13 protein-coding genes and 1 pseudogene are annotated in these 12,864 nt (G+C 37.5%); 6 read left to right on the top strand and 8 right to left on the bottom strand.

Annotated features, from left to right (window positions below):
- Positions 1 to 77 precede the first annotated feature (77 nt).
- A complete protein-coding gene (locus IGL70_RS04795; RefSeq protein ID WP_002306407.1) occupies positions 78 to 497 on the bottom strand; it encodes a cupin domain-containing protein in 420 nt (139 codons plus the stop codon).
- Positions 498 to 842, bottom strand: a complete 345-nt coding sequence (locus IGL70_RS04790) for a carboxymuconolactone decarboxylase family protein (RefSeq protein ID WP_002293927.1) — start codon at positions 840 to 842, stop codon at positions 498 to 500.
- 350 nt (positions 843 to 1,192) lie between these two features.
- Between IGL70_RS04790 and IGL70_RS04785 the strand changes: the two genes are divergently transcribed.
- Both IGL70_RS04785 and IGL70_RS04780 read left to right on the top strand, forming a co-directional pair.
- A complete protein-coding gene (locus tag IGL70_RS04785; protein WP_002287776.1) occupies positions 1,193 to 1,789 on the top strand; it encodes a TVP38/TMEM64 family protein in 597 nt (198 codons plus the stop codon).
- A 123-nt stretch (positions 1,790 to 1,912) separates the two neighbouring features.
- Complete coding sequence (locus IGL70_RS04780; RefSeq protein WP_002293929.1) at positions 1,913 to 3,712, top strand: glycerophosphoryl diester phosphodiesterase membrane domain-containing protein; 1,800 nt, start codon at positions 1,913 to 1,915, stop codon at positions 3,710 to 3,712.
- A gap of 118 nt (positions 3,713 to 3,830) precedes the next feature.
- Here IGL70_RS04780 and IGL70_RS04775 read toward each other — a convergent pair whose 3' ends face one another.
- Positions 3,831 to 5,147 carry an ISL3 family transposase gene (locus tag IGL70_RS04775; protein WP_104770650.1) on the bottom strand — a complete coding sequence of 439 codons (1,317 nt, stop codon included), beginning with the start codon at positions 5,145 to 5,147 and terminating at the stop codon, positions 3,831 to 3,833.
- A gap of 367 nt (positions 5,148 to 5,514) precedes the next feature.
- Complete coding sequence (locus IGL70_RS04770) at positions 5,515 to 5,727, bottom strand: hypothetical protein (RefSeq protein WP_002297633.1); 213 nt, start codon at positions 5,725 to 5,727, stop codon at positions 5,515 to 5,517.
- A 460-nt stretch (positions 5,728 to 6,187) separates the two neighbouring features.
- Here IGL70_RS04770 and IGL70_RS04765 point away from each other — a divergent pair, with 460 nt between their 5' ends.
- The 3 genes and pseudogenes from IGL70_RS04765 to IGL70_RS04755 all read left to right on the top strand — a co-directional run.
- On the top strand, positions 6,188 to 6,337 hold the full coding sequence (locus IGL70_RS04765; RefSeq protein WP_002293931.1) for a hypothetical protein: 150 nt from the start codon (positions 6,188 to 6,190) through the stop codon (positions 6,335 to 6,337).
- Between the two features lie 267 nt (positions 6,338 to 6,604).
- The gene (locus IGL70_RS04760; protein WP_104765345.1) at positions 6,605 to 6,991 is read left to right on the top strand and encodes a YxeA family protein; all 387 of its coding nucleotides are present in this window, start codon (positions 6,605 to 6,607) and stop codon (positions 6,989 to 6,991) included.
- A 111-nt stretch (positions 6,992 to 7,102) separates the two neighbouring features.
- A pseudogene (locus IGL70_RS04755) lies at positions 7,103 to 7,246 on the top strand (integrase); the annotation flags it as partial.
- A 103-nt stretch (positions 7,247 to 7,349) separates the two neighbouring features.
- Here IGL70_RS04755 and IGL70_RS04750 read toward each other — a convergent pair.
- Positions 7,350 to 8,696: a glucose-6-phosphate isomerase gene (locus IGL70_RS04750; protein WP_002288574.1), complete on the bottom strand. Its 1,347-nt coding sequence runs from the start codon at positions 8,694 to 8,696 to the stop codon at positions 7,350 to 7,352.
- 111 nt (positions 8,697 to 8,807) lie between these two features.
- Positions 8,808 to 10,157: an NADP-specific glutamate dehydrogenase gene (gene gdhA / locus IGL70_RS04745; RefSeq protein WP_002306402.1), complete on the bottom strand. Its 1,350-nt coding sequence runs from the start codon at positions 10,155 to 10,157 to the stop codon at positions 8,808 to 8,810.
- 116 nt (positions 10,158 to 10,273) lie between these two features.
- Between gdhA and IGL70_RS04740 the strand changes: the two genes are divergently transcribed.
- Positions 10,274 to 11,527, top strand: a complete 1,254-nt coding sequence (locus tag IGL70_RS04740; protein WP_010727580.1) for an NAD(P)/FAD-dependent oxidoreductase — start codon at positions 10,274 to 10,276, stop codon at positions 11,525 to 11,527.
- A gap of 70 nt (positions 11,528 to 11,597) precedes the next feature.
- Here the strand turns inward: IGL70_RS04740 and ybaK are convergent, their stop codons facing one another.
- Positions 11,598 to 12,083 carry a Cys-tRNA(Pro) deacylase gene (gene ybaK, locus IGL70_RS04735; protein WP_104765344.1) on the bottom strand — a complete coding sequence of 162 codons (486 nt, stop codon included), beginning with the start codon at positions 12,081 to 12,083 and terminating at the stop codon, positions 11,598 to 11,600.
- Between the two features lie 22 nt (positions 12,084 to 12,105).
- Positions 12,106 to 12,864: a type I 3-dehydroquinate dehydratase gene (aroD, locus tag IGL70_RS04730; protein ID WP_104873900.1), complete on the bottom strand. Its 759-nt coding sequence runs from the start codon at positions 12,862 to 12,864 to the stop codon at positions 12,106 to 12,108.

The following is a 12,864-nucleotide window of genomic DNA, read 5'->3' as shown; positions in this document are numbered from 1 at the left end:
TATAAAAGACTGAATCAAAAAAGCAGCTCCTGAAAGTTCGATTAAAATCTACTTTCAGGAGCTGTTCAAGCTTGACATTATTGATTTTCCAATCCTTCATACACTTCATCTGTTACAGGTTCTAAAAACTCTGAGTTTCCGGAAGTGATCGCTAAATGTTCAAACCAACTGTCTTTTGTAGCACCATGCCAGTGTTTGATTCCTTTGTGCGTCACCACAACGTCTCCAGCTCTTAATCGTCTTGCTGGCTTTCCTTCTTCCTGGTACCATCCTTCTCCGCCAGTCACAAGTAAGATTTGATATCCATCTGTATGGACATGCCAGTGATTGCGACAACCTGGTTCAAATGTTACATTCCCTACACCAACAGAAACTTCGGGATCATTCACTAACATATTCAGATAGCTTTGCCCAGTAAATACCTGAGCGTAAGCTTCGTTTTTTTCCCCTGCTGGAAAAATCACGCCATTGTGTATTTCTTCGTATTTTGTCATCATTTACGCCTCTTTCTTGTTTACGCTGTTTCCTTCTAGATAGATTTCTTTTGCTAAGTTAAAAGCTGACCAAGCTTTTGGCCATCCTACATAAAAAGCTAAATGGGTAATGATTTCTGCTATTTCTTCACCAGTAATGCCATTTTGTTTGCCAATCTTCAGATGAGCTGGCAATTGTTCAAAATTTCCTCCTGAAATTAATGAAGATATGGTGATGATACTACGCTGATGAGCAGATAATTCTTCTCTGGACCATACTTGTCCAAATAAAACATCATCATTCAATTCTGCAAATTTTGGTGCAAAATCTCCTAATTGATCTCGTCCTGCGGTTTGTTTTTCTGCCATTTCTCTTATTCTCCCTTCACGACTGTTAGGTGATTCAACTGTGGTTCTAAGGCAACTTTATTTTCTATTGTTTCTTCGTATTTCATTTTAAATGTAGTCTTTCAGCCTGTCCAATGCTTAGTTTATTCAGTCGATATGCTTTTTAAGCATAGTTGCTAACGCTTTTTTTATTTAAAAAAAAAACAAGTTATTAAATAAGTCTTTAGTTGGATGTTTTTTTGAGATCAATCTTTTATACTTATGATGAACTTACAAAATTGTTTGTTTTCTGTCATATCAAAAAATGGCGCAGTTAGTTGCTTTTCTAGTAAAGTATAGTTAACAAAGAACCTCTAAGGAGTTGATGAATAATGAATATTGCTGCCTCTCGAAAACTGATAAATTTCATATCCATTATCGGATTAGGCCTATCAATCGCGCTGACGATTTATTTTATTAATTTAGGTGTTTTCAAAGATTTGAATGCGTTAAGAGGATTAGTAGGTGATTCCATCATTTTAGGACCGATTATTTTTGTCTTCATCCAAATCCTGCAAGTAGTTATTCCAATCATTCCTGGAGGGATCAGTACTGCAGCTGGTGTCCTGATATTTGGCCCTTATGCTGGATTTATCTATAACTATATTGGAATCTGCATTGGTTCGATTATCATTTTTCTGCTAGGGCGTCGTTATGGAAAGCCATTCATACTTTCCATGATTAGCGATAAGACATATAACAAATATATTGGCTGGCTGGATAATCAAAACCGCTTTGAGAAGCTGTTTGCTCTAGCTATTTTTCTTCCAGTTGCTCCTGACGATGCGTTATGTTTGATGGCTGGATTGACAAACATGTCAGTGAAACGATATACACTAATCATTTTGATTGCTAAACCACTGTCGATTTTCTTATATAGTATGGCCTTGATTTATGGAGGCCAATATCTAAGTGGTCTTCTTGGATAATATTTATTTTGCAAAATTAGTCATTGATTGACAATGTTAAATCTGGGAAAGGGTCTGCAAAACACACTGCACCCTTTCCTTTTTCATTAGATTTGCGCTACAATGTGAAGAGCAGGTGATAGGATGAATTATTTAAAACGTAGCTTAGGTAACGCTTGGGACTTTTTAAAAGGAACACAAGCTTATTTCCGTGATGTCTTGCTGATGCATGGCTTTATTTTATTTATTTGTTTACCCTTATTGAGCAGTACGACCCGTTTTATTTTACACCGAGGGGCAATTGACTATTTGTCTTATGACAATATTCCTTCAATTTTTTCTCAACATCCTGGGGTTCTACTCTCGTTAATCGTAGTTTTGATGATGATTTTACTGTTAGTTTATTTCGAATTTACTTTTCTTTTGATGAGTGTCTTTTTTATTAAAAAGAAAGAACCAATCTCTTTGAAGCAACTCTTACACTTGACGATACTTCAGCTGAAGAAAGTGAGACCCATTACTTTTTTGTTTTTCCTTGCTTATTTTTTATTGATTCTACCGATCAGCGGATTAAGTTTTAATTCTGATCTACTGTCAAAAATAAAAATCCCCGCTTTCATTATGGATTTTATTTTTGCTAACCGTTGGATCATCGTCAGTTCCTTTTTACTCGTTTATATTTTCCTTGGCTATATTGGGATTCGACTGATTTTTGCTTTACCGGAAATGATTCTACGAGATCGTCCTTTTCGAGCAGCCATTCGGGAAAGCTGGTCATTGACCAAATCGCGTCTTTTGGCCATCACGGGCCAATTTATTGTGATTGGCGGTACGATTTTACTCCTTTCTTCTTTAGGATATATCGTTGTTATTTTGGCACAAAGTATGGTTGAACAATTTTTCCCAGACTATGCATTGATCAGCGCTGTGTTTGCTATGACGCTTTTACAAGGGATTTTATTATTCAATATCGTGATGTCTACCGTAGGGATTTTTTATATCATTGTTGATTTCATGGATGACGAAGGCTTCTTGCCTGAGATCCCTAAGTGGTTTATCCCACAAGCCCCCAACTTGCGTTTCTCTGCGCTGAAAAACACTGGTTTGACTCTTTTTGCAGTTTTTTTCGGTATTGGCGTCTGTCTTTACAATATGGATTATCTGACTTCAGCTGTTCAGACAAAACCAGTGACTGTCTCTCACAGAGGTGTGAGTACCCAAAATGGGGCGCAAAATACTTTAGAAGCACTTGAAAAAACAAGCAGAGACTATCATCCTGATTATGTAGAGATGGATGTTCAGGAAACAAAAGATGGTCATTTCGTAGTGATGCATGATGCAAATCTTCGTCACTTAACAGGGGTAAATGGAACACCACAGGATCTTACATTGAAAGAATTGACAAATCTTACAGTTACTGAAAACGGAGTGCAAGCCCCTGTTTGTTCTTTTGATTCTTATTTGGAAAAAGCACATAAGCTAAACCAAAAATTACTTATTGAGATCAAGACCTCTAAAAAAGATTCGGATGACCTTGTCGAACGATTTGTCCATAAATACCGCAAAGTTATCTTAGAGAACCATCATATTTTGCAAAGTTTGACGTACCAAACCGTTTCAGATTTAAAAGAAGCAGAACCAAACTTTTATGTGGGCTACATCTTACCTTTCAATATTGTTGGGCCCCCTGTGACGCCTGCTGATTTTCTGACAATGGAATATAGTACGATCAACCGTAACTTCATTAATTCTGCCCACCAAGACGGAAAAGAAGTATATGTATGGACAATCAACGATTCAGATGCCATGAGTCGCATGATGTTTTATGGTGTGGATGGTATCATAACCGATGAGATGGGACTACTAAATGAAAGTGTGAAACAAACAGATGAAGAAATCACTTATTCAGATAAACTGCTAAATTTTGTTTTGGGAGTCGGCTAATCAAAAATCGTTAATGAAAAAAGTCTTTATACAACAAAAAACGGCTCATTGTCAAATGGTGTTGTTTTAATTAAATCACCTTGAGGAAACGTTTCGGCGTTTCCTCTTTTTTTTGTTATTAAATAATCTCACAGAGATTTTGTTGGATCAAGACTCGCATACGCAGATGTCGAAACGTCCGAAAGCCAAACGCGATGCGTTTAATGACCTTGATTAAATTGTTTTTCCCTTCCAATTTGCCGTTAGAATAGGGATATTTCAAAGCATTGATGATGCCTTTTTTATATTTGTTTAACGAAAGAATCGCTTTTTTAAATCCTTTATCCAATGATACTGGTAATGTGTCGATCAACTCGAAGAAGGCAGTAAAATCTTTTGTTTCCAAAGCAGCCAACAATTCCTGATAGACTTCATAACTTTCACGTAAGTGCTTATCGATTGAGAGCAGATAGTCTAGGACCTCTGATTCGGTCACGTATTTCCGTTGGAAAAGCGGAAATTGTCGAAGAGAAGTATAGTTGATTTTTGTTTCTTTCTTCAAGATCGTTCGCCAGTATTTTTTTAATTTACGATAATCTTTCATTGCTTTAGGATTGTTTTTCTTTAACTGGTTCATGGTTTGGATTCGTTGCTTATTGAAGGCACGAGTCAATTGTTGGACTATGTGGAACCGGTCGATCGATACACAGGCATTCGGAAAAAGAGCTCGTGTCACTACGTGATAAGAAGCATTCATATCCATTACGATATGAGTCACATTTTGCCTTGCTTTTAGGGTGAAGCGTTGGAAATAGGCGGTTAATTTAAAGTTTCTCCGATCATCTAAAATATCAAAAATCATTCCAGTGTCGGCATCACTGAGAATAAAGCACATCGCGCCTTCACAATCTTTGGTTCCTTTGAATTCATCAATCATCAAATGTTTCGGTAAGTAAGCAGGTTTTAACTGTGGTTCTTCAAAGAAAGAGTCTAGTACGCGTTCGACCGTTTTGGTCGATACAAAGTATCGAGCCGCAATATCTTTCATGGAGATCTTCTTCTTTAAATCAATAGCGATCGCAAATTTCAATGGTTGCGAAAGATAGCAGTTTTCAGCGACATAATCAGTTTTGGCTGTAAATGTGTGTCGACAATGTTTACAATAAAAGCGCTGCTTGAATAAACGAAGATAAGAAGGAACTTCTTGATAAGGAATCAGCTGGATCAAGCTCTCTTTATACGAATGATAAATCACTGTTTCAAAGCCGCACAGTTCGCAGTGGTGCGGTTTATAAGTCAATATTCCCGTAAAGACATTGGCCATTCGGCCATGGACCCGTTCTTTGGTCAGCGCATCTTTGGGAAAAGCGATGTTTGAATCTTTGATATTTAACAATTCTTTGATCATTTGGTCTGTATTTTCATCTTTTATTTTGATATTCTTAGGTAAAGACATTTGGATTCTCCTTCTATAAGTGGTTCAGCGACTTAATTATAGAGGAATCAAATGTCTTTTTGTTATAAAAAAATATTTGGTGTCCTTACTCGATTTGAGTAACAACACCAAATATCATAGAACCCAAAAAACGCATAACCTGCCACCGCAGGTATATGCGTTTTTTGTTTGACGCTCATAATGTGTGCTTAACTTTCTCTTGATTCCTTCATCGCACGAACAATAGCTAAAATAGCAGGAATTGCAGAGATCACTGCAAGAATAATTCCCATTTTCCCTGAACTTTTTCTTTTTGGCATATCTTCTCGCTCCCTTCTGTCTTTATTTATATTATAAGGGAGTTCTTGCGAATTCTCAAAAATACTGTTTAAGAAACCAATTCAGCAGGTGCGCTAATATCACAGAATTTTACGAGCATGCGATACTTGCTTTCATTGATAAGTTGATAGTCTCGTTGGTCATAACTTTCAACATACACGACAGCCGTGTTGATATATGTACGTTCAATACAGCCGATTAGTTCATGAGATACTCCGATCGGTTTGCATATATAAGATCTTCCTACTTCTGCTTTTACCATTTCATTCCCTCTTTTCTTTATTTTTATTTTGTTTTTCTTTATTTTATAATAACAAATTACCTTATATTTGAAAACGTTTTTATTCATTTTTTTATTTTTTATTTTGAGTATCTTTCTGCTTTTTAGATAACTATTTTTTAACACGATCTTAGACGTTGTGACAAAAACGTTTGTTTATATTCCTATGTTGTTCGTGCGTTTTTTTCTTTATATTGCTAAGTTATTTATAAAGAGGTGAGCATATGATTTATATTCAAGCAATAGTATTTGTAACCTTGATGATTGGGCTACTTATCGGATTAAAAGAAAATAGCTAAACCATTTAAGAAAAAATAAATAAGGAAAATGATAAATGCTTTTTAATTGCATCAAAAAACGTACGATGCTAAACTTGGTATAAGTTCGAAAGTTTAAAGGAAACTTTCAAGAACTAAATTACATTACAAAGGAGATGGATTTTATGACGTTTACAAAAACAAATATGCAATACCGCGTAGCTTTTGATACAACTTCTAACCGTTTTATGGCGATTGATGCACAAAACGAAAATAACGTTGCGTTTGGTATTACAATCGAACAAGCAGTCCGAGCATTAAACGAATCTAGATAAGGAGTGAACCATTCCAAATGGCGACTGATGAGATCTCGGAAAATCAATAAAAGACGTTTGTAACGGTAATCCGCGACAAACGTCTTTTTGTATTCATTACATATATTTGGAAATTGTCTCTCTTTATCTCTAGATCTAAACAAAAACACAAGTTCTAATATCAACCATCTCGTTTTTTATGACAATTTTGTTAGCTGTTTCGATGATAATATTCCGTTATTATCTGTATAATATTTAATATAATAAAAATAAAAAAGGAGATCTTTCATGAAAAAAATTTTAGGGTTGATCGTTATCATATTGATTGCTTTTATAGGATGGAAAGGTTGGGACTACTATCAGTCTACTTATGTAGGTAAAGATTATTATGCGGTAGTCAAAGCTCCAATGCCTGCAGAAACTGATATCAAAGCAGATAATGGGGAAGTAATTGGAAGAGGTTTTAAATACAACGTAGATGCTTATGCTGAAAACGGTGAAAAAAGACAGTTAGATTTCGATGTCATTACTTCTGGTGACTCTGCCAATGGTTCTGCTTACCCCGAAGGAACGATCTTGCAGTTGAAAGCAAGCGAAAAGCGGATCATAGAGAAAAAAGTAATTACCAGCGATAAGGTACCCTCATCTGTAAAAGAAAGATTAGGCCTATCTTAAGCTAAGAATATATCGTAAAAAAGCACTCGAAGTGAGTGCTTTTTTGTTGATTTTAGAAAACAAAAAATAGAATGGGTCTTCGAAGTCACTTTCCTGTTCTTCCAGTCCTTATTAGAAGATATCAAAGATTTTTTAGGTCATAAAGATATTTCTACTACACAAGTCTATGCCCATATTTCTCCCGAAGTGAAAAAAAGATCAATGAATCAACTAGAAAACTATATAGAAGAGCAAATAAAAAAGCACTCAAATTGAGTGCTTTTTTTAAGTTCGCTATCACTAAAACTATCACTAATTTTATTTAGAAGCGAACATGTTTCTATCACTGATTTTTTAAATTTAGCGAAAAATCCTTATCTTACAGGCGTTCGTTCAATTCTTTGGCAAGATCTTCAAAGCCTGGTTTGCCTAGAAGTGCGAACATGTTTTTCTTGTAAGCTTCTACACCTGGTTGGTCGAATGGGTTAATTCCATTCAAGTAACCTGAAATACCTACAGCAATTTCAAAGAAGTACATTGTATAACCCAATGTATAAGCATCCATTTCTGGAATTTTGACTAGCAAGTTAGGCACGTCACCGTCTGTATGAGCAAGCAATGTTCCTTCAAATGCTTTTGTATTTACGAAGTCCACTTCTTTTCCTTGCAAGTAGCCTAGACCGTCTAAATCTTCTGCTTGTTCAGGAATTGTGATTGATTTACGAGGTTTTTCAACCTTCACAACTGTTTCGAAAATATTGCGACGTCCTTCTTGGATGAATTGTCCTAAAGAGTGCAAATCAGTTGAAAAGTTTGCGCTTGAAGGATAGATGCCTTTTTGGTCTTTTCCTTCAGATTCACCATACAATTGTTTCCACCATTCTGAGAAGTATTGCATTCCTGGTTCATAGTTGATCAACAACTCAGTTACTTTGCCTTTACGGTAAAGAATGTTACGCATTGCTGCGTATTGGTAAGCTTCGTTTTCTTCTAGTTTGTCGCTTGAGTATGCTTTGCTTGCATCAGCGGCACCTTGCATCAATGCATCGATATCTGCACCACTAACAGCGATTGGTAACAAACCAACAGCAGTTAATACAGAGAAACGTCCGCCGATGTCATCAGGAATCACGAAAGTTTCCCAACCTTCTGCATCTGCTTCTACTTTAACTGCACCTTTTGCTTTATCTGTTGTAGCGTAGATACGTTTGTTTGCTTCTTCTTGTCCATATTTCTTAACAAGAAGCTCTTTGAATACACGGAACGCAATCGCTGGTTCAGTAGTTGTTCCAGATTTTGAAATAACGTTTACTGAAAAGTCGCGATCACCGATTACTTCGATCAAGTCAGCAATATATGTTGAGCTGATTGAATTTCCGGCAAAGAAGATTTGTGGTGCTTTTCTTGTGTTGCTATCTAATAAATTGAAGAATGTGTGATTCAAGAAGTCGATCGCTGCACGAGCGCCTAAATAAGAACCACCGATACCGATAACAACTAATACTTCAGAATCAGATTGGATTTTTTTAGCTGCTTCTTTGATGCGTGCAAATTCTTCTTTGTCATAGTTCGTTGGTAAATCGATCCAGCCGCGGAAGTCGCTTCCTGCGCCAGTACCTTCCCGTAATTCGTTGTGGGCTGCTGTTACTTGGCTTTGCATGTACCCTAACTCTTGTTCGTTGACAAACGGTGCTACTTTTGAATAGTCAAAATGAATGTGTGCCATTTGTTCTCCTCCTTATAGGTTTACTCTACAGGTAATACTTTACGTTTTTTTTTATTATTTTTCAAGCAAATAAACAAAATGCTGACAATATTTCCAAGAAAGTTTCATTTTTCAAACTAAACCTTCTGCTGCCATTGCTTTGGCAACTTTTTCAAATCCAGCAACATTTGCTCCAAGAAGCAGATTTTTTTCGTCGCCGTACTCGGCTGCTGTTTGGCGACACGTATGGTAAATCGTTTCCATGATTTGATCCAGCTGCTCATCCACTTGCTCTCTTTCCCAAGTCAATCGCTGGGCGTTCTGACTCATTTCTAAAGCAGATACTGCCACTCCTCCAGCATTAGCAGCTTTTCCTGGACAATACCACACGCCTGCTTCATGAAGAACAGAAACAGCTTTTACTGTACATGGCATATTAGCGCCTTCTGCTACGATTTTGATCCCATTTTCTACTAAGATTTCGGCCAAGCTTTCGTCTATTTCATTTTGAGTAGCACATGGCAAAGCGATATCCGCTTTTTCTTTCAATGTCCAAACAGATTCTCCAGCATGATAAATAGCAGAAGGACGTTGGTTTGCGTATTCCGTCAAACGTTGTCTATTGATTTCTTTGACTTCTTTCAATAGTTTCACATCTATTCCTTCTGGATCATAGATGTACCCGCTAGAATCTGAACATGTAACAACTTTCCCGCCTAGCTCTTGCACTTTTTCGATTGCATAAATGGCTACATTCCCGCTTCCGGAAACAAAAACTGTTTTTTGATTAAATGAATCTTTTTCTTCGTTCAATAGATGTTTGACATAATACACTAATCCATAACCAGTAGCTTCCGTACGTATCTTACTTCCCCAAAAATCCAAAGGTTTACCTGTCAACACACCAGTATCATATTTTTTCAATCGTTTATATTCGCCGAACAAATAGCCGATTTCTCTAGCTCCTACACCGATATCTCCCGCAGGAACATCAATCGATGGGCCGATATGTTTTGACAATTCCAGCATGAAACTTTGACAAAAACGCATGATCTCATTATCAGATTTTCCTTTAGGATCGAAGTCACTCCCGCCTTTTCCTCCACCGATTGGCAGACCGGTTAAACTATTCTTGAAAATCTGTTCGAAAGCCAAAAATTTCAAGATACTTAGATTGACACTAGGATGGAAGCGCAATCCACCTTTATAAGGGCCGATAGCTGAGTTGTATTGGATACGGTACCCTCTATTTACTCGCCAGTTTCCTTCATCATCTTGCCAAGGCACTCGAAATTGAATAATTCTTTCTGGTTCCGTTAAAAGTTCTAAGATATTCTTTTCGATATATTCGGGATGAGTGTCCAAAAAAGACATAACCGTGGGCATGAATTCATCGATTGCTTGTAAAAATTCTTCTTGCCCTTGATCCTTTTGATGTAGCTTTTCTTGAATTGCTTGAACATATTCTGTTGCGTTTGTCATCGTTCCACGCTCCTTTGCTTATCTTCCCTCATTTTAGCTCATTTTCTCTTTTGGCTCAAAACATTTTTTTCTGTTTTCTTTCTTCAGATATGCTACACTTTCCTTGAGGTGAGGGAATGGAAAAACTGTATGATGTGATCGTAGTCGGCGCTGGAACAAGCGGGATGATGGCAGCGATCAGTGCAGCTGAACAAGGCGCACACGTACTCTTGATCGAAAAAAACAAAAAAGCAGGAAAAAAACTACTGATGACAGGTGGTGGTCGGTGCAATGTTACGAACAATCGTCCTGTTGATGATTTGATTGCACATATTCCTGGAAATGGAAAGTTTTTATATAGTACGTTTGCGCAATGGAATAATTTCGATATCATGAACTTCTTTGAATCACAAGGCGTACATTTAAAAGAAGAGGATCATGGACGGATGTTTCCTGTAACAAATAAATCAAAAACGATTATCGAAGCATTGCTCAATCGTCTGAAAGAACTAGATGTGACGCTTCTATTCTCTACTCGAGTAGAGAAATTGATCCACAAAGAACATAAAATTTACGGTATACGCACGGAATTCGAAGAGTTCCATGCTCCTGCCGTTATCTTAACAACTGGTGGACGGACTTATCCATCTACTGGTTCTACTGGAGATGGGTACAAGATCGTGAAGCGAGTGGGTCACACGGTGACGCCTCTTTATGCGACAGAGTCCCCCTTGATATCGGATGAACCGTATATTCAGGAGAAAACACTTCAAGGGCTTTCTTTACAAGACATCACTTTACGCGTTTTAAATAAAAAAGGTCGTGTATTGACTGAACATACGATGGATTTACTTTTCACCCATTTCGGTATTTCTGGTCCGGCTGCACTGCGTTGTTCAAGTTTTGTCAATAAAGAATTAGAGAAAACGGGAGAACCAGTGACACTTTCTCTGGATTGTTTCCCTACACAAACCAAACAAGAGCTTATTCATTTATTGACAGAAAAAAGTAAAACCACCAAAAAGAACTTGGTAAATGCCTGGCACGGTTTATTACCTGAGCGATTGTTAGTTTTCTTTCTTGAGCGGCTTGAAATGGATCATCTGACAGGACAACAAGCCTCTCAAAAACAAATTCAAGATTTCGTTCAATTATGCAAAGAGTTTAAGCTATCAATCAACAAGACTTTTCCTATTGAGAAATCATTTGTAACTGGCGGAGGGGTTTCTCTAAAGGAAATTCATCCTAAAACGTTGGAGAGTAAAATCATTGATGGTCTGTATTTTGCGGGAGAATTACTGGATGTCAATGGTTATACTGGCGGCTTTAATATCACAGCGGCTTTCGCTACAGGGCATGTAGCAGGAATGAATGCTGGGCAAAGAGCATAATGTATAAAAAAGAAAGAAGAAGACTGGGCAAACAACATCCCGGCCTCCTTCTTTCTTTTATACGTATGATTTATTGTTTTATATCTGCAAATTGTCCGCTCGTTAATGCACAGATATCTTGAGGTGCTAACTCCATCTGTAGCCCTCTTCTGCCAGCCGAGACAATGATTTGTTCATAGCTTTCTGCAATTTGATCTAAATAAGTAGGAAATAGTTTTTTCATACCTATAGGCGAGCAGCCACCACGTATGTATCCGGTCGTTGCTTCCAAATCTTTTAAATGGAGCATTTCTACTTTTTTATTCCCTGAAACTTTTGCTAATTTTTTTAGATTCAATTCGGCTTCTCCCGGTATCACAGCAACAAGAGGCCCCGTCACATTGCCCAAAGCAACCAGTGTTTTAAATATACGAGATTGGCTTTCTGGAAGCTGTTCAGCGACCGATGACGCACTTAGGTGGTTTTCGTCCCATTCATATTCGTGTTCTGTATAGGGAATCTTTTTTTGTTCGACCATACGGATTGCATTCGTTTTTACTATTTTTTTCTTTGCCAAAAAATATCACCTCAAACTTGTTCTACAACGGTTCATTTAATAATTGAATAATTTGCTTCAATACTTTGACCGGTAATTGTCCTGGAGCAGAAGTAGAATCGCTGCTTAAGGAACCAAATGTCATAACGGAACCCGTCGTTCCGCCAGCCAGACGAGAAATTTTACCAAGATTTCCCATGGACATCGTAATAATAGGCATGGAGACAAAAGCATTTGCCCGTCTAGTCAACTCCATCAACCGCAAAACATCTCGTTCATTATTAGGAGTTACTGCCAGTTTTCCGATATCGGCTCCAAAATGTTCCATAACATTCAATCGGTAAAGCAAGACAGGGTCTGCTGGTGTTTCTTTAAAATCATGACTACTGATAATTAAAGGAATGTTTAAAGACTTGATTTCCTCTATCAGTCTTTTTCCTAGACTTTCTACTTTGAACAACTCGATATCGACCATATCTACTAATCCTGTGTGTATCACATGTTCATAAAGGTCGCGATACTGACGGATCGATATGTCTTGTTCTCCGCCTTCAGCTAAGGTACGAAACGTAAATAATAACGGCAGTCCGTCAAGCATCTCATGGATAAGAACCAATGTTTCTGCTACTTCATCAAAAGAAAAAACTTCACGATAATGATCGACTCGCCATTCGACTAAATCGGCCCCTGCTTCACGTGCAAGAACTGCTTCACGTAATACTTCCTCTCGGACGGCCCCGATAAGAGGCGCACAAATCTTTGGTCTACCGCTTCCTATATTCAATCCCTTTACCCGAACCAT

It is taken from the genome of Enterococcus sp. DIV0901a (genome assembly GCF_051711525.1).
GTDB lineage: Bacteria > Bacillota > Bacilli > Lactobacillales > Enterococcaceae > Enterococcus_B > Enterococcus_B faecium.
Note: the sequence above shows the minus strand (reverse complement) of the source record. Positions and strands in the feature narration are given on the sequence as shown.